The organism is Bacillus sp. FJAT-25509, from assembly GCF_001420605.1.
Taxonomy (GTDB): Bacteria; Bacillota; Bacilli; order Bacillales; family Bacillaceae_G; genus Gottfriedia.
The window spans coordinates 157,572-179,706 of record NZ_LJIZ01000032.1 but is presented as its reverse complement, the minus strand read 5'-3'; the positions used below and the strand labels follow the sequence as shown (position 1 = coordinate 179,706).

The 22,135-nt window shown below is 33.3% G+C and carries 21 protein-coding genes and 1 pseudogene; 4 read left to right on the top strand and 18 right to left on the bottom strand.

Annotated elements, in window-relative coordinates; translation table 11 throughout:
- Window positions 1-51 precede the first annotated feature (51 nt).
- Both AN960_RS19865 and AN960_RS19860 read right to left on the bottom strand, forming a co-directional pair.
- Window positions 52-807 carry a transporter substrate-binding domain-containing protein gene (locus tag AN960_RS19865; RefSeq protein ID WP_056475248.1) on the bottom strand — a complete coding sequence of 252 codons (756 nt, stop codon included), beginning with the start codon at window positions 805-807 and terminating at the stop codon, window positions 52-54.
- 452 nt (window positions 808-1,259) lie between these two features.
- The gene (locus AN960_RS19860) at window positions 1,260-1,742 is read right to left on the bottom strand and encodes an NUDIX hydrolase (RefSeq protein ID WP_156339730.1); all 483 of its coding nucleotides are present in this window, start codon (window positions 1,740-1,742) and stop codon (window positions 1,260-1,262) included.
- A 155-nt stretch (window positions 1,743-1,897) separates the two neighbouring features.
- Between AN960_RS19860 and AN960_RS19855 the strand changes: the two genes are divergently transcribed.
- Window positions 1,898-2,095, top strand: a complete 198-nt coding sequence (locus tag AN960_RS19855) for a hypothetical protein (RefSeq protein WP_056475245.1) — start codon at window positions 1,898-1,900, stop codon at window positions 2,093-2,095.
- 100 nt (window positions 2,096-2,195) lie between these two features.
- Here the strand turns inward: AN960_RS19855 and AN960_RS19850 are convergent, their stop codons facing one another.
- The 13 genes from AN960_RS19850 to AN960_RS19790 all read right to left on the bottom strand — a co-directional run bounded on the left by AN960_RS19850 (window position 2,196) and on the right by AN960_RS19790 (window position 16,166).
- Window positions 2,196-2,633 carry a BrxA/BrxB family bacilliredoxin gene (locus AN960_RS19850; RefSeq protein WP_056475242.1) on the bottom strand — a complete coding sequence of 146 codons (438 nt, stop codon included), beginning with the start codon at window positions 2,631-2,633 and terminating at the stop codon, window positions 2,196-2,198.
- Window positions 2,634-2,746: 113 nt separating this feature from the next.
- Window positions 2,747-3,058: a hypothetical protein gene (locus tag AN960_RS19845; protein WP_056475239.1), complete on the bottom strand. Its 312-nt coding sequence runs from the start codon at window positions 3,056-3,058 to the stop codon at window positions 2,747-2,749.
- A 91-nt stretch (window positions 3,059-3,149) separates the two neighbouring features.
- On the bottom strand, window positions 3,150-3,398 hold the full coding sequence (locus tag AN960_RS19840; RefSeq protein ID WP_056475236.1) for a hypothetical protein: 249 nt from the start codon (window positions 3,396-3,398) through the stop codon (window positions 3,150-3,152).
- Between the two features lie 117 nt (window positions 3,399-3,515).
- Window positions 3,516-4,766 (bottom strand): MDR family MFS transporter, encoded by a 1,251-nt coding sequence (locus AN960_RS19835; protein ID WP_056475233.1) that lies wholly within the window; start codon window positions 4,764-4,766, stop codon window positions 3,516-3,518.
- A 220-nt stretch (window positions 4,767-4,986) separates the two neighbouring features.
- Window positions 4,987-5,463, bottom strand: coding sequence for a GNAT family N-acetyltransferase (locus tag AN960_RS19830; RefSeq protein ID WP_056475230.1), 477 nt, complete (start codon window positions 5,461-5,463; stop codon window positions 4,987-4,989).
- Window positions 5,464-5,731: 268 nt separating this feature from the next.
- Window positions 5,732-7,066: a dihydrolipoamide acetyltransferase family protein gene (locus tag AN960_RS19825; RefSeq protein WP_056475226.1), complete on the bottom strand. Its 1,335-nt coding sequence runs from the start codon at window positions 7,064-7,066 to the stop codon at window positions 5,732-5,734.
- A 27-nt stretch (window positions 7,067-7,093) separates the two neighbouring features.
- Window positions 7,094-8,077 carry an alpha-ketoacid dehydrogenase subunit beta gene (locus tag AN960_RS19820; protein ID WP_025671106.1) on the bottom strand — a complete coding sequence of 328 codons (984 nt, stop codon included), beginning with the start codon at window positions 8,075-8,077 and terminating at the stop codon, window positions 7,094-7,096.
- A gap of 16 nt (window positions 8,078-8,093) precedes the next feature.
- Entirely contained in the window at window positions 8,094-9,098 is a 1,005-nt protein-coding gene (locus tag AN960_RS19815) for a thiamine pyrophosphate-dependent dehydrogenase E1 component subunit alpha (protein ID WP_056475223.1), read from the bottom strand.
- A 96-nt stretch (window positions 9,099-9,194) separates the two neighbouring features.
- The gene (gene lpdA / locus AN960_RS19810; RefSeq protein ID WP_056475220.1) at window positions 9,195-10,616 is read right to left on the bottom strand and encodes a dihydrolipoyl dehydrogenase; all 1,422 of its coding nucleotides are present in this window, start codon (window positions 10,614-10,616) and stop codon (window positions 9,195-9,197) included.
- A 19-nt stretch (window positions 10,617-10,635) separates the two neighbouring features.
- A complete protein-coding gene (gene buk, locus AN960_RS19805; RefSeq protein ID WP_056475217.1) occupies window positions 10,636-11,736 on the bottom strand; it encodes a butyrate kinase in 1,101 nt (366 codons plus the stop codon).
- Window positions 11,737-11,853: 117 nt separating this feature from the next.
- Window positions 11,854-12,948 carry a branched-chain amino acid dehydrogenase gene (gene bcd / locus AN960_RS19800; RefSeq protein WP_056475213.1) on the bottom strand — a complete coding sequence of 365 codons (1,095 nt, stop codon included), beginning with the start codon at window positions 12,946-12,948 and terminating at the stop codon, window positions 11,854-11,856.
- Between the two features lie 30 nt (window positions 12,949-12,978).
- On the bottom strand, window positions 12,979-13,884 hold the full coding sequence (gene yqiS / locus AN960_RS19795; RefSeq protein ID WP_056475209.1) for a phosphate butyryltransferase: 906 nt from the start codon (window positions 13,882-13,884) through the stop codon (window positions 12,979-12,981).
- A gap of 209 nt (window positions 13,885-14,093) precedes the next feature.
- Complete coding sequence (locus tag AN960_RS19790; RefSeq protein WP_056475207.1) at window positions 14,094-16,166, bottom strand: sigma 54-interacting transcriptional regulator; 2,073 nt, start codon at window positions 16,164-16,166, stop codon at window positions 14,094-14,096.
- A 187-nt stretch (window positions 16,167-16,353) separates the two neighbouring features.
- Here AN960_RS19790 and AN960_RS19785 point away from each other — a divergent pair, with 187 nt between their 5' ends.
- A complete protein-coding gene (locus tag AN960_RS19785) occupies window positions 16,354-16,602 on the top strand; it encodes a DUF2627 family protein (protein ID WP_056475204.1) in 249 nt (82 codons plus the stop codon).
- A 97-nt stretch (window positions 16,603-16,699) separates the two neighbouring features.
- Here AN960_RS19785 and AN960_RS19780 read toward each other — a convergent pair whose 3' ends face one another.
- The gene (locus AN960_RS19780) at window positions 16,700-17,434 is read right to left on the bottom strand and encodes a glycerophosphodiester phosphodiesterase (RefSeq protein ID WP_286131761.1); all 735 of its coding nucleotides are present in this window, start codon (window positions 17,432-17,434) and stop codon (window positions 16,700-16,702) included.
- 83 nt (window positions 17,435-17,517) lie between these two features.
- On the opposite strand from AN960_RS19780, the gene AN960_RS24150 reads away from it, so the two are divergent.
- Together AN960_RS24150 and bacA are read left to right on the top strand one after the other, a co-directional pair.
- Window positions 17,518-17,685, top strand: a complete 168-nt coding sequence (locus AN960_RS24150) for a YycC family protein (RefSeq protein WP_082459603.1) — start codon at window positions 17,518-17,520, stop codon at window positions 17,683-17,685.
- Between the two features lie 229 nt (window positions 17,686-17,914).
- Complete coding sequence (gene bacA / locus AN960_RS19775; RefSeq protein ID WP_056475200.1) at window positions 17,915-18,715, top strand: undecaprenyl-diphosphate phosphatase; 801 nt, start codon at window positions 17,915-17,917, stop codon at window positions 18,713-18,715.
- Between the two features lie 749 nt (window positions 18,716-19,464).
- Here bacA and spo0A read toward each other — a convergent pair.
- Both spo0A and spoIVB read right to left on the bottom strand, forming a co-directional pair.
- Entirely contained in the window at window positions 19,465-20,253 is a 789-nt protein-coding gene (spo0A, locus tag AN960_RS19770; protein ID WP_056475196.1) for a sporulation transcription factor Spo0A, read from the bottom strand.
- A gap of 652 nt (window positions 20,254-20,905) precedes the next feature.
- Window positions 20,906-22,015: pseudogene (gene spoIVB / locus AN960_RS19765) on the bottom strand (SpoIVB peptidase); the annotation flags it as partial.
- Window positions 22,016-22,135: the final 120 nt, after the last annotated feature.

The window sequence follows — 22,135 nt, the reverse complement described above, 5'->3', positions numbered from 1 at the left end:
CTTCTGCCATACCCTATAGCTTTATCTTTTAATCTATTAAAAACTTACGTATTACTTCAATTCTCCGAACCATTTTTTAACTAATTTATCAATAGTTCCATCTTCTTTTAATTCTTTTAGTGCTTTATCAAATTTAGGTGTTAATTTACTACCTTTTGGAAGAGCTACTGCTGATCCAGATGTTTCAAAGAATTCTTGCATTAATTCACCTTGCATTTCAGGTAATTTATTTAAATAGCCACTTGCTACAGATTGTTCGATAACAACAGCATCAAATCTTCCAGCTTTTAATTCTTCTACCATCTCAGGGATTCGGTTACGGTTTTCAACTTTAAATCCAACTTTTTTAGAAACATCAATTGCTTTTGTTTCTTGAATTGAACCAGCTTGTACACCGACTGTTTTTCCTTTTAAATCTTTAACACTTTTAATGTTTGAATCTTTATTTACAACTATTTCATTTTGATCAGTGAAATATGGTTGAGTGAAATCTGCATTTTTCGCACGCTCAGGTGTCTTTTTCATACCTGCCATAATAAAATCTACTTTATCTGCATTCATCGCAGTAATTAATGAATTAAAATCAATGTCTTTTACTTTAATAGTGTAACCAGTTTTTTTACCAAGCGCTTTAGCTAAATCAACATCAAACCCGACTATTTTATCATCTTTTGTGTCAATAAATTCATAAGGCTTATAATCCGCACTTGTTCCTAAGATTAAGGTTTTATCATCTGACTTGTTACAAGCAGATAACATTCCAATTGATAATGCTGATGCAGCTAAAACTCCGACTAATTTTTTCATTAATGCTTCCCCCTAATTTTTTAAAAATTCAAACTTATTATTTATATTATCTTTTTAGTATTCTATTAAACAACCATTTTTTTCGAATGAATAATTATTCCACAAAATGAATTTTAACACATACTAATAAATATGCAACTATATTTTTCAGGTTTTCGACAAAAAAATTAGATACAGCCTAATTTTACAAGGATATTATTTAAAAAATTTTTTCATTAATATTCACTACATTTATATATTTATTCATCTAGGTGAATGACAGAGTTGTTATCAAACTTTTCAAACCTTTCAAAAAGTTTTCGACAAATCTCGCATATTACTACATTTTAAATTACCAAAAACATAAATTCCCCCAAATTTAAGCGTTTTCATGCTTATTCATAAAAAAAATACCATTATGGAAATGGTATTTTCATAAAAATGATTACATTATTCATTTATAAATTATTTTATTATACTAAAACTTCCTCTTCTATTACTACATTAACAACCTTATTCTCCTTATAATAAAAGGAATAATGATGATTCCGCTCGTTTTTTAATAGTATAGGAAGAAAATATGGAATACACTCTCCTACTCCTTGATTTTTTTCATCTATTACCCAATCTATTTTTTTCCAATCTAAAATTCCTTCATCTGTTTTTAAAGGCGTATCATATTTTAGGTTATTAGAAACCTCGGCCAGAAATACATACATACCTCCGAAATCCACATCTTCTTCATGCCAGGTCACTTTCCCTTTATAAGTAATATCTTTCAACTCAATATGTATTCCAGTTTCTTCTGCAATCTCTCTTTGCACTGATCTTTCGATTGTTTCCCCATTTTCTATTTTTCCACCAACACCATTCCAAATTCCCATTGTAGGAGCATTTATACGATTTAACATTAATAGTTCATCATTTCGTTTGATAAAGCATAAAGTATATTTCACAAATTCCCACTTACCTTTCAAGCATATTAGTATATTTTATCTCTATTAATTATGGCATAATTTGCTATTTATTTGTTTGTAAAACAACTTTACTAATTTTTTAGAATATTTTAAAATTTAAATAATATATTAGTACTACAAAGGAGAGGTGTGTTGTGGATCAATCAAATATTATCGATTTAAACCAATATAGAAAATCCAAAAAACATAAACTAGAATCTTTCGCTTTTCGAGTAAAATATGACGAAACAGCATATAAGGATGCATTAATGCTATTAATTTTTACATGCTCCTTAGCTGCATTATCTTTCTTTTTTATTTTTTATTTTATTTACAAACTATCCATTAATTAGAACGGTTCATTTCATTTCAGTTTACATAATAATATTATTATGCACAAAAAAAGTACAAAAATTTATGGAATTTCCCCCATAAATTTTTGTACTTTTTTATTTAAATTTCTTCACAAAATTGATCGAAGTAATTTTGAAGTTTTTGAATAACTTGCATTGGATCATGGCCTTCGATTTCATGTCGCTCAACCATCGCAACAAGCTCACCATCTTTTAAAAGTGCAAACGATGGAGAAGATGGTGCTTTACCTGTAAAATATTCACGTGCTCTCGCAGTAGCTTCTTTATCTTGCCCTGCAAACACAGTTACTAATTGGTCTGGTCTTGCATCATAGTGCACTGAATGTGCTGCTGCAGGACGCGCAATACCACCAGCACAACCACATACTGAGTTTACCATTACAAGTGTAGTGCCTTTCTTTTCTAGTGCTTGCTCGACGTCCTCAGGTGTTTTTAACTCTGCATAACCAGCCGCTACGATTTCTTGACGTGCAGTATGGACAACATCATTCATAAAAAAATTAAAATTCATATTCATTTCATCTACTCCTTACATGCTCTTTTTTTCATCTTACCAATTAAGCGGCTATTAATTCAAGCTTTTGAACCTGTTAGTTTTATTATTTCAAATGAATCTTTTTAACGCATTAATTAATCATTCACTAACTCTACGATTACATTCGGCAAATGAGCTAAAGTAGATATGGCGTATTGGTAATCTTCATTTAATTCTTCAACAACTCTTATTACGGTTACGAATGGATTTTTTATGACAAACTGATCAATCTTTTCCACATTTCCTGCAATAAATAAAACTTTTGCATCAATCTTATTTTTTAATCCGACTGAATGTAACGTGGATAATACATTTTTCATTAGTTCTTCTTCTTGCTCACTAGCACCTTCTAATATTATACAGTCCCAACTTAATAACTTAAACTGATCAAAAAGAAGTTCGTCCATATCTCTCCCTCCATATCGTTTGTTTATACAAATATATGAGGAAATGAACGAAAGCATACTTTTTTAGTATCTAATGAAAAAACTCTAATAATTAAGCTTCACCAATACCGAACGAAAATACTAATAAGAAGAAAAAAATAAATGTGACAACATTTAAGACGACGCCAAGAATAATATTTGTAAGTTTTTTTGAGAGGAATGCAAAAATTACCCCTGTTATTGATAAGATTAAAAAGCATAAAAGGAATATGCCTAGTTGTTGAGTGTGATCATGGATAAAAAGAGCTATAACTATACTGATACCAACCATCATTAAAGAAAGCCTACCATATTTATTCAAAATAACTCCCCATCCTCGCTATTTTTATTCTTACTTTAAATGTATCACAATTAGTTACTGGAAATGAATGGAAAAAATATTTATTCTAACAAAAAAAGAACGCTTATTTGCGTTCTTTTAAGAATTAACCGTTAATTTTGTATCCGATTCAACCTTGACTGCATTTCTTTTTTGAAAAAGTCGATTTACAAAATACATCATTGGAAAACTTATAAAAGCGATTGCGCTAATAATAACAAAACCACGGCCGCCATTTTCATATCCGAAGTAAGCTAATAAACTTCCACCAAGCGCTGGCCCGAAAACGAAGCCAAGCTTTGAGAATCCCATTGCCCCAAAATAAGTACCCTTTAATTCTTCAGGAGCAAGCTGATCGACAAATACATCTGTAAATGTAAATGCAAATATTTCTCCTACAGTTAACACAATCATTACGATTGCTAATAAGAAAAAGTTAGTAAATAACCCAAATCCAGCAACCGCTAAACTAACAATCACATTTCCAATCATCATAGATACAGTAGGTGAAAAATTCTTCATTCTACTTACAATTGGGAATTGAAGTATTACTACAGTTACTGCATTGATTGTTGTTAAATACGCATACAGTTTAACTCCATTATGAAACTGTGGTGCATTCGCGAAATATTGAGACATTGTTGAAAAGCTTTGTGAATAACCAAGCCCATAAAAACAGATTGTTAGAATTGTTAAAGCAAAGATGATATCCTTACGTAAAATTGAAAACGACGCCTTCATCGTAACTTTGTTAGTTGTTGAAGCAGACTTTCCTTCTCCAATTTTATATTTTGATAACATAAATAATAATGTTAAACCATAAAAAAAGTACACAATTCCAGATAATACAAATGGCAATGTACTTTTAGAGCTTCCTAGATATAAACCAACTAAAGGACCTACTGCAACTCCAACATTAATCGCAGCATAGCGCAAATTAAAGACTAACAGTTTTGATTTTTCGTCGGTTAAATCAGAAAGTAATGCTCTTGAAGAAGGTTCGAAAAATGATGAACAAATATTTAAGATCGAGTTCAGCACGAAAAACCAGACGAAAGAATTTCCTAGTCCAAAACCAACTAATGTAATAGACCATAAGAAAATACTCGATAATAAAATAGTTTTTCTTCCAATACGATCAGAAAGAGTTCCTCCAATAAAACTGAAAAGTACCCCTAAAAAAGATGAAACTGTTAACATGAGCCCAACCATTGCAGGTGAGATATGTTTAACTGAAGTTAAATAAATAGCTAAAAACGGCATACTTACTGTGCTAGCAAACCTAACGAATAAAGTTCCTATAACGATATTCCAAGCAACAGGATGTACGGCAGATAAATTTTTAAACATCTTATCCCCCCCTATTTCTCTAAGATGTCACATATTTGTAAATTATCTTACAAATGTTACAGTTTGTAAAGGTTTTAGTTCAGGGACCTAAAAGTGAACTGGAGGTTGCGTAAAAGACTTAGGAAAGGGGGGAAAGCTTCTAATATAGCCAATGCTAAAGTTATTTTAGGAAATGGTATTGCATGGAGACATAAGGGCTATAGAGAAGAGGAATGACATCCTATTCCCTATTGTTTTTCGTATCACGATAAAGATTGTCTTTTAATATAGCCATGAATCGGTTTTTACTATTATCAATCACTTCGAAGCCGAATTTGCGGTATAAGTTGTGAGCATCTCTTGTACCAAGCATGAATGTTCGTACAGTTGAGAGTTTGTCATAACTCATGATTTGTTCCATTAGCCATTTTGATAAGCCTTGTTTACGATATTCTGGGAGAATAAATACGTCTGCTAAATAGGCAAATGTGACGCCATCTGAAACTACTCTAGCGAAGCCTACTTGTGTTGGTTCATTTTCTCCTGGACTCCCCTTGTAAACACCAAAACAGAAAGATCCTTTGATAAATCGCTCAATGTACTCATAAGGAATTTCATTTGCCCAATATGAATCTTTGTCTAAAAAATGATAAATAACTTCTCTGTTTAATAATTCTTTATTAGTTGATATGTAATAGCCGTTTTGTTCAACTAGCATAATGCCCACCCCTTTTTTAATAAAATACAGAATTTTATAATTATTTAATTTTATCACAGGTCATTACAAAAGGGCATTTTATAAATTCAGGAAAGAGGAAACAAATATATCCTTTTTTTATTACCTTTGCATGGTTGAGGGGTATCTCGGTGGCGTTTTTCATTATGCGTGATTTTATATGTCTATTTTCACTACCTCAGCAACAAATCTATTTTTAAACATAAAAAAAAGAGGTTGCCACCTTAAGACAACCTCTTTCGTTTAAGAATTAATATACGTTCGTATTTTCTTTTGTTGTATTTTCTAGGATTTCTTTTACTCTTCCTAAGAATTTACCACAAATGAATCCGTCAAGTACACGGTGATCAAGTGATAAGCACAGGTTAACCATATCACGAACGCCAATCATACCGTTTACTACAGCTGGACGTTTTACGATGCTTTCAATTTGTAAAATTGCAGCTTGTGGGTAGTTAATGATACCCGCGCTTTGAACACTACCAAATGATCCAGTGTTATTTACTGTGAATGTGCCACCTTGCATTTCGTCTGATTTTAATTTACCAGTACGAACTTTTGTAGCTAATTCTGTAATTTCACGTGCAATACCTTTGATTGTTTTCTCATCAGCATTTTTAATTACTGGAACAAATAATGCATCGTCTGTTGCAACAGCGATCGATAAGTTAATATCTTTCTTTTGGATGATTTTGTCTCCAGCCCACATTGAATTAATCATTGGGTATTCTTTAAGTGCTTGCGCTACAGCTTTAACAAAGAATGCGAAGAATGTTAAAGAGAAACCTTCTTTTTTCTTGAAAGAATCTTTAAGACTGTTTCTGTAATTTACTAAGTTTGTAACATCTACTTCGATCATCATCCAAGCGTGTGGAGCTTCATGTTTACTACGTAACATATTTGAAGCAATTGCTTTACGTACGCCTGTAACTGGAATTTCAATATCACCAACTGCTGTAGGAATAACAGGTGCTGGTGCTGCAGCAGGTGCTTTAGCTACTTGGGCAGCAGGAGCAGTTTGTGCTACAACTGGTTGAGCAGGAGTTTCAACTGCAACAGGTGCTGGTGCCGCTTGAGGTACACCATTTGCGATTGCATTTAAAACGTCTTTTCGAGTAACTCGACCATTATTTCCTGTACCAGGAATTAATGAAAGATCAAGATTATTTTCTTGTGCTAAACGAAGTACAGCTGGAGAAAAACGTACTTTACCAGACTCATCAGTTTTATCAATAGTTTGAACCGGTGCAGCAGCTACAGGAATTTGTGCTGGTGCTACAGGTGCAGCTTTTTCAGCTGGTTTAGTTTCTTCGATTGTTGTAGCAGCTACTTCACCAGAAGCTCCTTCAACTTCAATCGTACAAATGATTTCACCAACAGCTAAAGTTTCCCCTTCATTTGCGATTAATTCTTTAATTACACCAGAAAATGAAGATGGTACTTCAGCATTAACTTTATCTGTCATAACTTCAGCAAGTGGATCGTATTTATTTACGTGATCCCCTACTTTTACTAACCAAGTACTAATTGTACCTTCTGTTACACTTTCACCTAATTGAGGCATTTTAATATTTTCGATCATCATTATGTCCCCCTTTTTCAAACAGTGCCATTAAAATGCTGCAAGTTCTCTAGCCGCTTTTTCTACTTTGTCTGGATTAACCATGAAGAATTTTTCCATTGTAGGAGAATAAGGCATTGCCGGAACATCAGGGCCAGCAAGGCGAGCGATTGGCGCATCTAATTCAAATAAGCAATTTTCAGCAATAATTGCTGCAACTTCGCTCATTATACTTCCTTCTTTATTATCTTCAGTTACTAATAAAACTTTTCCTGTTTTAGAAGCAGCTTCGATAATAGATTCTTTATCTAATGGATAAATTGTACGTAAGTCTAAAACATGTACAGAAATGCCATCTTGAGCTAATTTTTCTGCAGCTTGAAGTGCAAAGTGTACACATAATCCGTAAGTGATGATTGTGATATCTTCACCTTCACGTTTTACATCAGCTTTACCAATTGGAAGTACGTAATCAGTTTCAGGTACTTCACCTTTAATTAATCGATAAGCACGTTTGTGTTCAAAGAAAATTACTGGGTCATTATCACGAATTGCTGCTTTTAATAATCCTTTAACATCATAAGGAGTAGAAGGCATTACAATTTTTAAACCTGGTTGACCTGCAAATACCTTCTCAACAGATTGAGAGTGATAAAGTGCACCGTGTACACCGCCTCCATAAGGAGCACGAATCGTAATAGGACAAGTCCAGTCATTGTTTGAACGATAACGAATTCTTGATGCCTCAGAAATAATTTGGTTTACTGCAGGCATAATGAAATCAGCAAATTGCATTTCAGCTACTGGTCTAAGTCCGTACATTGCAGCACCAATACCAACACCCGCAATTGCAGATTCTGCAAGTGGTGTATCTAATACACGATCCTCACCAAATTGATCATACAGACCATGAGTCGCTTTAAATACTCCACCTTTTAATCCAACGTCTTCCCCTAATACAAATACCTTTGGATCGCGTTCCATTTCCTCTTTTAACGCTAAAGTTACTGCATCTATATAAGACATTACTGCCATATTGTCCTACCCCCTCTTATTCTTCGTAAACAAACTTCAATGCATGCTCAGGTGCTGCATATGGAGCGTTTTCTGCGTAGTCAGTTGCTTCATCAACAATCGCACGAATTTTTGTATCTAATTCTTTTTCTATTTCTTCTGTTAACACACCAGCTTCATGAAGGTATTTAGCAAATGTAAATAAGCAATCTTTGCTTTTTGCTTCTTCTACTTCTTCACGAGAACGGTAAATACGATCGTCATCATCACTAGAGTGTGCAGTTAAACGATAAGATACAGCTTCGATTAATGTTGGACCTTCTCCACGACGAGCACGGTCAACTGCTTCTTTTGTTACACGGTAAACTTCTAATGGATCATTTCCATCAACAGTGAAACCAGGCATTCCGTATCCAATTGCACGATCTGATACTTTTTCACATGCTAATTGCTTTTCAATCGGTACTGAGATAGCATATTTGTTATTTTCACACATGAAAATTACTGGTAACTTATGTACACCAGCAAAGTTTGCGCCTTCATGGAAATCACCTTGGTTAGAAGAACCTTCACCAAATGAAACCCAAGAAACGATATCTTTACCTTCCATTTTTGCAGCTAAAGAAACACCAACAGCGTGAGGTACTTGAGTTGTAACTGGAGATGAACCTGTAACGATACGATTTTTCTTTTGTCCAAAATGACCTGGCATTTGACGTCCACCAGAGTTTGGATCTTCTGCTTTAGCAAAACCAGAAAGCATTAATTCTTTTGCTGTCATTCCGAATTGTAAAACAACACCCATATCACGGTAGTATGGTAATACGTAATCTTTTGTATTATCTAATGCGTAAGCTGATCCAACTTGAGCTGCTTCTTGGCCTTGACAAGAAATAACGAACGGAATTTTACCAGCACGATTTAATAACCACATACGCTCATCAATACGACGCGCCATTAGCATTGTTTCATACATACTAAGAACGTCATCATTTGATAAACCAAGCTGTTCATGACGGTTTGAAGTTGTAACCTTTTCCATAAATATCCCCCTTTTACCACATACGATGTGGAAGCGTTTTAAATCATTATAGTGATGAAATGTAGAGATTTACTCTCTACATTTCATTATTTTAAATTAAGAGTGAATTGCTAATCCTTCTACAGCAAGTGCTGCTTCACCAATTGCTTCTGATAATGAAGGATGTGGATGAATTGTATGAGAAATTTCCCATGCAGTTGCATCTAATACTCGTGCTAAACCAGCTTCAGAGATCATATCAGTTACATGAGGTCCAATCATATGAACACCTAGAAGATCATTTGTCTCTTCATCAACAATTATTTTAACAAAACCATCATGCTCACCGTAAACTAAAGCTTTACCAATTGCACGGAACGAGAATTTACCTTTTTTAACTGTGTAGCCTTTTTCTTTTGCTTCACGCTCAGTTAAACCAACAGATGCAACTTCCGGATTACTATAAACACACTTACTTACCATTGTTGGATCTAATGGAAGTGGTGAATTACCTGCAATATGCTCAACTGCAATTGTACCTTCTCTTGAAGCAACATGTGCTAATTGTAGGCCACCAATTACATCACCAATCGCATAAATATGTGATTCTTTAGTTTGGTAATTAGCATTTGTTTGGATAAAACCATTTTCAACTACGATGTCAGTATTTTCTAATCCGATACCTTCAACATTCGCTTGACGACCAACAGATACTAACATTTTTTCAGCAGTGAAAGATTTCTCAGTATCTTTATGAAGTGCATTAATTCTTACACCATTATCGATTATTAAAGTTTCAGCTAAAACTTTCGCATCAGTAACTAATTTAATCCCTTTTTTCTTTAATAATCTAGTCATTTCTTTAGAAATTTCTTCGTCTTCTAAAGGTAAAATAGTTTTACTATACTCGATTACTGTTACCTCAACACCAAAATCTGCTAACATTGAAGCCCACTCAATACCTATTACACCGCCACCAACGATAATAATTGACTCAGGAAGTGACTCCATTTTTAACGCCTCATCAGATGACATTACATGCTCACCATCAATAGTTAATCCAGGTAAAGACTTTGGTCTTGAACCAGTTGCGACTAAAACGTTCTTAGGAATTAGCATTTCGTTCTCGCTACCATCGTTCATTTCTACTGAAATTGTTCCTGGCATTGGAGAGAAGATTGAAGGACCTAAAATACGTCCTAAACCGTCGTATACATCAATTTTCCCTTGTTTCATTAAGTGTTCAACACCTTTATGAAGCCCGGCAACGATATTTTCTTTTCTTTGTTGTACTTTGCTAAAATTTAATGTTACGCCTGATGTTTCAACACCAAACTCTTCACTTTTTTTAGCAGTTGAAAAAACTTCTGCACTACGTAATAATGCTTTACTTGGGATACAGCCTGCATGTAAGCAAGTTCCACCTAGTTTATTTTTTTCTACTACTGCTACTTTTAATCCTAATTGAGAAGCACGAATAGCAGCTACATAGCCACCTGTACCGCCACCGAGTACGACTAAATCATATTCTGTTGCCATGATGAAATTCTCCTCACATTTATACTAAAGATTTAACTGCAAATTCTCCAGGATAGATTTTTGCTTCTTCTTCTTCTCGAAGTACGCGAAGTGCACCTTCACAAAGAGCTTGAAGTTCATTTTCACCTGGTAAAACAATTACACGTGCCATCCATTTAACTCTTTTTGTTATTTCATTAACAATAAAATCACTATAAGCAATTCCACCAGTTAATATAATTGCATCAATATTACCCTCAAGTACAGCTGCTGCACTTCCAATTTCTTTTGCGACTTGGTAAGCCATTGCTTCATATACTAAAGCAGCTTTTTCGTCACCATCTTCAATCATGTTTTCGACTTTAATTGCATCAGCCGTTCCAAGATAGCTAACTAATCCACCTTGACCAACCATCATTTTTTGAACTTCGTTAATATAGTAGTCACCAGAGTAACAAAGTTTTATTAAATCGCCAATTGGTACAGTTCCAGCTCGCTCTGGACTGAAAGGTCCTTCACCATCTAAACCATTATTTACGTCAATTACGCGTCCTTTTTTATGAGCACCAACACTCACACCTCCACCCATATGGGCGATAATAAGGTTTAAATCGTTATATGACTGTTCTAACTGTTTTGACACTTTTCGTGCTACAGCTTTTTGGTTTAAAGCATGGAAAACACTTCTTCTTTCCATAAGTGATTGTCCGCTGATTCTTGCAACCGGATTTAATTCATCTACTACTACTGGATCAACGATAAATGCTGGGATGTTTAATCCTTGTGCAATCTCATTAGCAATGATCCCACCAAGATTTGAAGCATGCTGACCACTATAGCCAATTTTCAAATCTTCTAACATGATTTCATTTACAGCATAAGTTCCACCTTCGATTGGTCTAAGTAGTCCACCTCGACCACATACAGCACTTAATTTTGAAATGTTAATGCCTTCTTTGTGTAATACCTCTAAAATAACATTTTTTCTAAATTCATATTGATCAATTATTGTTTTGTAATTATTTAATTCTTCATCGTCATGGCGTATTGTTTGTTCAAAAATTGGTTTTTCATCATCAAATACACCAACCTTTGTGGATGTGCTGCCAGGATTAATTACTAAAATACGATGCATTGTCAACACTCTCCCTTCTAAGTTTACCTTACCTTTATAACTAGAAAGAAAGAGGTACTATTACTTCACTCTTTCTTTCCACCTAAAAAATAAAGGAATGTTAATTAATTTTTATTTAGTCAATTATCTTCTGCTTAAGATGTTGTGACCATTTGATAAGAATTGGCTACGAGATTTTGCCATTGTAGCAATACGCTCTTCAGCTAAACGGTCTGCAGCTAAATATGTTGGAATACCGTCACGTTTTGAAATTTCGATAACTTTTGCAATGTTATCATATAAGCCTTCAACTTTTTTCATTGCACGGTCGTAGTTATATCCATATAACTCATCAGCAACGTTGATTACTCCACCAGAATTAATTACATAGTCAGGAGCATAAACGATTCCTAATTCATGGATTAAATCACCATGACGAGTTTCTTTTAATTGGTTATTTGCAGAACCTGCAATAACTCGCGCTTTTAATTGTGGGATTGTTTTATCGTTAATTGTTGCACCTAAAGCACATGGCGCATAAATATCACATTCTACTCCATAAATATCATCAGGATCTACTGCTGTAGCACCAAATGCTTCTACTGCACGTTGTACAGCTTCTTTATTAATATCAGTTACGATTAATTGAGCGCCTTCTTCATGTAAGTACTCGCAAAGGCTGTAAGCAACATTACCAACACCTTGGATTGCAATTTTTTTACCTTCTAAGCTGTCAGTACCAAATGCTTCTTTTGCAGCAGCTTTCATACCACGGTATACACCGAATGCAGTAACTGGAGATGGATTACCTGAAGAACCGAATGATGGTGAAATACCAGTTACATAATCAGTTTCTTCATGGATTAAATCCATATCTGCTACAGTAGTACCTACGTCCTCAGCAGTAATATAACGACCATTTAAGCCTTGGATATAACGACCAAATGCACGGAACATTGCTTCGTTTTTATCTTTACGTGGATCACCGATGATTACAGTTTTTCCTCCACCTAAGTTTAAGCCAGCAGCAGCATTTTTATAAGTCATACCTTTTGCTAAACGTAGAGCATCTTCAATTGCTGCTTCTTCTGATTCGTAAGTCCACATTCTTGTTCCACCTAAAGCTGGACCTAATGTAGTATCGTGGATTGCAATAATTGCTTTTAATCCTGATTCTTTATCTTGGCAGAAAACAACTTGCTCATAATCATAAGTTTCTAAGTATTTGAAGATTTCCATGTAATAACAGCTCCCTTAAATTGTGTAAGTTTAGTTTTTAGAATTACATATAGCTAATGCTAATGAATATAATTTTGTCATTGCAGAGTCAGAACGCGATGTTAAAACAATCGGTGCCTTTGCTCCAGCAATAAGTGCAGCCACTTCTGAGTTTGCCATAAAGACTAAAGATTTATATAAAATATTTCCAGTTTCTATTGTAGGAACTAATAAAATATCAGCTTGCCCAGCAACTTCTCCAGTTAAGCCTTTATGTTTTGCTGCTTCAACAGAAATGGCATTATCAAGCGCTAATGGTCCATCAACAATACAATTTTTAATTTGTCCTCTTGTATTCATGACAGTTAGTGTTGCTGCATCTAGCGTTGCTTGCATTGCAGGATTTACTACTTCGACAGCTGCCAGTACAGCAACTTTAGGGGTTTCTAATCCTACTTTCCTTGCAATTTCAACACTGTTTTCAATAATTTTCACCTTTTGATCTAACGTAGGTGCTATGTTCATCGCAGCATCCGTTACGATTACTGCATTTTCTCTACCTGGTACGTCGAATATTGCAACATGTGATAAAACACTTTTATCTCTTAAACCATATTCTTTGTTCAATACTTCTTTTAGAAGAACTGAAGATGAAAGATTACCTTTCATTACAATTGAAGCTTCACCAGAGCGAACAGCTACAACTGCATTTTTAGCAGCCTCTTTGTTTGAATGAGAATGAACAATTTTTATTCTTTCTGCAAATTGTTCGTTTTTTAATAAATCTTCATACATTTCATAGATAGCTTGCTCATTTCCGAAAAGTAAGAAATTTGCTAAATCATTATCTAACGCTATTGAAACTGCTTCTTTTACTTCGAAGTCCTCAGCAACAGCTACAGCAACAGTTTGCCTAGAATGATTTTTCGCACGTAACATTATATCTGTTAAATTCATTGAAAGCCCTTCCTTTCATCCCCTTGCACTATATAAAGCAATTAGCGTGCCAACTTTTAAAAAAGGATAGAACTATTTTAAAAATAGTTGAAAAGCCTTACATTACCAACATTCTAGTACCAGGTACTAGTAACACCAATAAATCTATTCTACAACAATATTTTGAAAAATGACAGTAATTGTATGCAAAAATATTCATAGCACGCAAATTATTGCGTGCTATTTTTTGCAGTGTGGTATTTTTCCAATTTATAATACAAATTCCTTACTGATATTCCAAGCTCTTTTGCTGACCTTGTTTTATTACCATTATTTTTCATTAATATCTTTTCAATAATTTCACCTTCATAATTTGTAACCATTTCATCAAGGGAGCTTATTTCTTCAGTATGAACTTCGTTATGACTAACAGTTTGTTCTTGCTTAACTTGTACGATTGCAGATAAATGTTCAGGTAAGATTTGTTTTTCATTAAATTTCATGAATATAACCGCTCTTCCTAACACATTTTCCAATTCCCTAACATTACCTGGCCAATTGTAACTTTTTAATTTATTTAATGCTGATAATGAGATCCCTTCAACATTTCGACCGTAATCTTGATTTATTTTTGCTAATAGTCTCTCACCAATCGGTAAAATATCTTCAATTCGATCCTTTAATGCAGGAATAATAATAGGAAGCTTATTTAAACGATAATAAAGGTCTTCTCTAAACTTTCCTTCAATGATTGCTTCCTCAAGATGAACATTCGTCGCAGCAATCACTCGCACATTAATAGGAATCGACTTTGTCCCACCAACACGTCTTATTTCTTTCTCTTGTAGGACCCTTAATAGTTTGGCTTGCATCGCAGGTGATAATTCTCCAATTTCATCTAAGAAAATACTACCATTATTAGCTTCCTCAAAAAGTCCTCTTTTCCCGCCACGTTTTGCGCCAGAAAAAGCACCTTCTTCATAACCGAATAATTCACTTTCCAATAAAGTTTCAGAAATCGCAGCACAATTCACTCGAACGAATTTATTATATTTGCGATCGCTTTCATTATGAATCGCATGAGCAAACAATTCCTTACCAGTTCCAGATTCCCCACGTAGTAATACGGTAGCAGGAGTACTCGCAGCTAATTTAGCCTGCATGATTGCTAAACTGATCCCTTCTGATTCACCAGCTATATCCTCAAATGAATATTTCGCCTCTAATGTTCTAATAATTTGACGTGCTCTATGTAGTTCATTCGTTAACTGTGAAATTTCAGAAACATCATGGATTACCCCAACACTGCCTTTTAATTTTCCGTCTACGATTACAGGAGCTACATTTACTAGTACATCACGATTTTGCTTCCCGACTTTCATGCGTACCCCACGAACTGCTTGTTTTGTTTTTAACACTTTTAAATGAACACTTTCACCTTCAGCAATATCGATTGTTGCATGTTTACCAAGGACTTGTTCACGCGAAAAACCAGTTAATCTTGTATATGCCGGATTAATAATAATTCCATTACCTTTTTCATCTACAACTGAAATGGCTTCATCCGAACTTTGAATGACTGCTTCAAGCATGCTATAAACTTCTTTTAAATTCGTAACCTCTTCTGCTAAATCGATTACTTCAGTATCATCTTTAAAAACAGAAATTGCACCTTCAAGTTCACCATCTTCTCGAAAGATTGGAATACGAGTCGTAAAAATCTTACTTCCATTTATTAAAATATGCTCTTGATTAATTTCCTTCTTTTTCGTTTGAAGAACTCGAGGTAATTTACTAGTCGGGACAACGTCCAATATATACCTACCGATTGCAGTATCTTTATCAGTATGTAGCATTCTTTCTGCAGAGCGATTAAATAAAAGTATTTTTCCCCACTTATCAACCACGATCATTCCATCGTGAGTGTTGTCCAAAATTAGTTCCTGTTGTCTTTTTTTATTATTAATTAAATTAAAAAGTGATTCTTTTTCTTGAACAAGATCAGATATCATTTTTGCAACCGAACCTGGAATGACTATAGTATGCTTGGCTTTATACTCGTTTATTTCCTTGTATATCGTTTCATCTCCAGTAGTATTTATGACAACATCAATCTCATCGTTTAAATTCGACTTCCAATCCTTTAGTATTGGAATATGTAAGCTTTTAGCAAATTCTAAACCTTTAGCCTCTTTTATCATATCTACTACTGCAACAACATGAAATAAATCAGAATGTGATAGAAGTTTTAATACAGCAGTACCTCCTGTTCCCATTCCGACGATCATTACGTTTTGTTTCATCTTAGTTCACCTACTAATTTCAACAAATTATTAAACACATTAGACTATTATATATATAAAGTTATTCTTTCGTCTATTTCAAATGTTTTATAAGTCTTGACAACACTATACTTGTATACGATTATGAAGAAAGAGAATTTCGTAATTTTATACTTTATTGTTACTTTTATCGGAGGAATTAATTAACATGAAAGAATCATTTACACGTATGTTAGCATTCGTTGTGATTGTTGTACCAATAGCTTTAGCAGTTATCGGAATTAAATTACTTCGTGACACGGTATTTCTAATCCATTCTTTTGGCATTCCAAATCTTCTATTGCAATTATTAATCGGACTTGTTTCATTAGGTGTCGGTTTTTATTTAGTCGGAAGCTTTGTATTATTTAGAGATCGTAAACGAAACAAAGTCCAAGGTAAATTTTTAAAAAGATAATTTTTGTGAGCGTAAAGTAACGTTTGCTTTTGCGGGGACTCATTAAAACCAAAAGATAAATAACAAAACAAAAAAAGTGCTAATGTAAGCACTTTTTTTATTTGCTAAGAAGCTGACTTCTGACTTGGAAAGCAAGCTCTGGATAGTCAGTAATAATCGCCGTACACTTGACTTCAAATAACCGTTTCATAACAGATGTTTCATTAATTGTATACGGTCTTACAGCTATGTGATGTTCCATTGTTTCTTCTATTTGTTCATCAGTAATAATGCGATAATTAGGATGAATTGCATTTGCTTTAAAATCTTCAGCAATTTTCCATGGCTCTTTACTTCTTCTATTAAAAAGAACTGCGGTTTCAATGTCTGGTGCCATTAAGTGGAATTTAAGCATACTTTTATGATTAAAGGAAGATAAAACGATTCTTTTTTCATATTCATATGAACGGATTAAATTTATTACACGTTCCTCAAGTCCATGGTATTCGATTTTATCATTTTTGAGTTCAACATTGATACTAAAATTATTTCCTTTTGCCCAATCAAAAACTTCTTTTAAGGTTGGAATCGTACACCCTTTAAATTGGCGTTTAAATCGATAACTAGCATCAAATTGCTTTAATTCAGCTAAAGTATAATCTTTTACGAAACCTTTACCGTTAGTTGTACGATTTATTGTTTCATCATGAATAACAACAATTTCACCATCTTTTGATAAATGTACATCTAATTCAATTCCGTCTGCCCCTAAATCTTCACATGCCATAAAAGAAACCATTGTATTTTCTGGGTAGGTTCCTGCAGCACCTCTATGACCAATAATATCGACCACTGAAATTCCCCCTATGTGAGAAAATATGTACTTTCTTCTTTTTCTTATTGTATACTAATTTTACGAAACTAAGGAGGATTATTATGCGACCATTGCAAATTTCGCCTGAAACGGCAATTTTACTTTCTAAGAAATTAAACGTTCCTTTAGAACAAATTATGCATATGCCACAGCATATATTAATGAAAAAGTTGATGGAATTAGATTCGACTAAAAACGAAGAAGCATCTGAGGATAACGAATCTAAATAGTAATTTAGCATAAATAAAGAAGGTAGAAGTAGTTTTTCTACTTCTTTTTTTATGCACCTTTTTTCTTAATTCTATCTTTAAATTACACTTTTATGTAAAATTGTACAAATAATTAACAATTATGAGCTAAATTTAATTTAAACTTCCTTTCATATTAATAAGTTTTCAAGTAAAATGTAATGTATTGTGTATATTTTATAACGAAAAGTATTTATGGAGGTATTTTTAAATGTTACCTGATTGGTTAATTGGTTTGATCATGGGGATGGTAGAAGGATTAACAGAATTTTTACCTGTTTCTTCTACAGGTCATATGATTTTAGTTGCTGATTTATTAAATTTCACGGGTGAGAAGGCTTCATTTTTTGAAGTAATTGTTCAACTTGGTTCAATTCTAGCAGTAGTGGTTGTTTTTTGGAAACGACTATGGTCAGTACTAGGAGTTAAATCAGATGGTTATAGAAAAACGAACCTCAACTTAATTCATATTATTATCGGTGCTATTCCAGCCGGAATTGTTGGGCTTATATTCCATGATTTCATTAAAGATGTTTTATTCTCACCTAAAACTGTTGTAATCGGATTAGTAGCCGGCGGTATTTTATTAATTGTTGCTGAAAAAGTCTCTAAACAACCTAAATCATCCGATTTAGATCATATCTCATATAAACAAGCTTTTATTATTGGATGCTTTCAAATGTTAGCTCTATGGCCAGGATTTTCACGTTCAGGCTCTACAATAGCTGGGGGATTATTATTTGGTTTAGATCGAAAAACTTCTGCAGAATTTACTTTTATTTTAGCAGTACCGATGATGATCGCTGCAAGTGGATTAGATCTAATTAAAAATATCGATATTTTAAGTGCTTCAGATTTACCATTATTCGCAACTGGATTCATCACTGCGTTCGTTGTAGCACTACTTGCGATCGTTTCTTTCCTAAAATTATTAGAGAAAGTAAAATTAACAGGTTTTGCAGTTTATCGTTTTATTGTAGCAATTGTTTTCACGATTGTATTTATATTCTAATTAAAAACTATAAAGAAATAGGACAACCATATAATGGGATGTCCTATTTTTTTATTGCTGTATACAACAATACTCTAGTCTCCATTTTAATCAGCTTATTTTACAAATGGAAAAAGGCTATTCGTACAACGTATACGAATAGCCTTTGTAATATATATGTTAGTTATTTAAATTTAAAAATTGTTGTCTATTGGCGAAAGCCCTACCTCTCTTTCGCAATTCGGCTCCAGGGCCGTTCCATTAGGCAGCTTGTTTCACAACAATCTTCACTAACAGACACTACTACTAATTTTAAACAAGGTTGAAATAGCTGACGCGTCATGGAATACGTCCAATTTTCTTCCAAATTTCGTAGTAATAATATCGTTTTTCTAAATGTTTCAGTGGCGCAGTAAATATTATAGCATACTAAAAATTATTACGCAAACTAATTTTTAATATCATAGAAAATCAAAGGACACGTACTTTACATTTTTTCAAAATGAAAAATTGAATTTCGTTGTTATGGAGCATATTGAACTAACAGCTTTTATGAAAATTTTGAATTAAATCGATAAACTCATTTTCAACAACAAAAGAAAACGTTGTCTACTAAAGACAACGTTTTCTTTTGAAAAAGTATAATTGCTAATGCGAAAAAATACCGAAGATCTCGTAAGAAGTTATTCGCTAAGAGAAATGTCTGTGGAATCACTGTCAGAAGCTAATCGGGATTGAATTTTTCTTAAATAATTAATAATAAAAATAAATTATGAAGCTTTATGCTCTAAACGTAATTTATCAGCTACCATTGCAATAAATTCTGAATTTGTTGGTTTTGCCTTTGACATTGAAATTGTATAACCAAATAATGTAGAAATACTATCGATATTTCCACGGCTCCATGCTACTTCAATCGCATGTCGAATTGCACGTTCAACTCGGCTAGCTGTTGTATTGAACTTTTTAGCGATATCTGGATATAAAACTTTTGTAATTGAACCTAAAAGCTCAATATCGTTGTATACCATCGAAATCGCTTCACGTAAGTACATATATCCTTTAATATGTGCAGGTACCCCAATTTCATGGATGATACTTGTGATACTAGCATCTAAGTTACGTGGCTTGCTTTCGTAATTTGAAACTAGAGAAGGTGAATTACGTTTAGTTACCGAACTACCCTTTCCTACAACTTGACGGATATTGCTGATTAAATGCTCCATATCAAATGGTTTTAAGATAAAATATGATGCACCAAGATCAACAGCTTTTTTAGTAACATCTTCTTGACCAAATGCAGTTAGCATAATAACGTTTGGAATTTTTTCAACTAAGCCAGCGCGTAAACGATCTAAAACCGCTAATCCATCTAAATGAGGCATAATAATATCTAAGACTAGTACATCTGGCTTTTTATCTTTCACTAGAGGTAAGCAGTCTTGTCCATTAAACGCAACACCAACCACTTCCATATCTGTTTGTGCGTTAATGTAGTTTTCTAACATAATAACAAGTTCTTTATTATCATCAACTAATAATACTTTAATTTTCTCCACGCCCGTTCCTCCCTACATCCTCAATAGTGAATTTTCATTACTTATTACCGATAATTTCGACAATAAAAATTTATTTCCTGTTTTTATTATAAATTCTGAATATTTTTATTAATATAGATAGTTTTCTTCAATTTCTTCTAGCATTCGACGATTGGTTTAAAAACTACTATGTATTAAGTCGAATTATACATATAATTCATTATATAAAAAATGAAATAGTATGTAAATTTATAATTTTTAATATAAATTTACAATTCTGTAACATTAGCCGTCATATCAATCATCCTCTACATTAAAATTTTTTTAATTTTTCATTGTGCTAATAGTATATTACCATTTTTTTCCTATTTTGACTTAATTTTAACTAAATACACGACAAAATTTAATATGTGTATTTTTCAGTACTGAAATATAAATTGTTATCTTATGCTATAAACCAATTCACAAAAGGGTATTTTAAAGTGCCTTTACGTGCTCTTCATATAATGAGTAAGTTACTTTGAACGAAGGTATTTAACACTTGTAGGAGATGCAATAGAGGCCTCCTGAGCCCCTTAATGATCGTCTCACGGAAATCGATTATGTTATAGGGGAAATAAACTAAAACACATAAAAAATACACCTACATAATTTGATAGGTGTATTTTTTAAATCAAGAAGCTTTTTTATTTTGATAATCATAAATCGGTACCTTAGCCTCATCAAGCATCCATTCAATATGAACCCCATATCCACTAGTGGAATCATTTACAAAAACATGTGTAACTGCTCCGATTAATTTTCCATTTTGAATGATTGGTGAGCCGCTCATTCCTTGTACAATCCCGCCTGTTTCTTTAAGTAAACGTTTATCGGTTACCTTTAAAATAATCCCTTTAGTTGATGGGAATTTTTGTTGAATACTACTTACTATCTCTATGTCAAATGCTTCTACTTTATTATCATGTATTACGGTAAGTATTTTAGCAGGACCTTTTTTCACTTCATTTGATAATGCAATGGGTAATGGTTGAGACATGATCCCATTTTCAATTTTATTGTTAACCTTACCGAATATTCCAAATGGACTATTTGAAGTGATATTACCAATTGTTCCACGATCTAGTGCAAAATGCGCTATTTTTTCTCCTGGTGAACCATCTGCACCTTTTTCAATTGCAGTAACTGTTGAATAGACTATATGCCCATCTTCTACTTCAATGGCTTTTCTCGTATCACTATCAGAGATAACATGTCCTAGTGCACCATATTTTAATGAATTAGGTTCAATAAATGTCATCGTGCCAATACCAGACGCCGAATCTCTTATATATAATCCAATTCGATAGCTATTATGACCTTGATCACGAATAGGTTGTAACATTTTTGTGTAATACTTACCCTCGCGTTTTACAGTGATTTTTATAGGCTTTCCATACTTTCCTGCTTTTTGAATAAATGGTAATACATCTGACATTTTTTCGATTTGTTTACCATTCATTTTTATAATCATGTCTCCAACTTTAATACCGGCAATTTCACCTGGAGACTTTTGTCCTAAATTAGTATTTACTAAATGATGTCCAACTACTAAAACACCTACTGAGTTAAGTTTTACTCCTATTGATTGTCCTCCTGGTATTATTCTTAAACTGTTTAATACTTTTACATCCACCTTTTTACTTGGTAATTCATTCATACCAAGTGCTACATTAACAATTTCTTGTTGATCTTTATTTTTTATGGTAGATGAAAATACATTATTTTGATTTATATTAAACACGCCAATACCAACTATAAATAAAAGGAGAAGAATTTTTATTATTCGTTGAACATTTATTTTTTTCACAAGCGAATCACTCTCCTTAGCGCCAAATTTCATTTTTTTTAATTCGTGGCTATG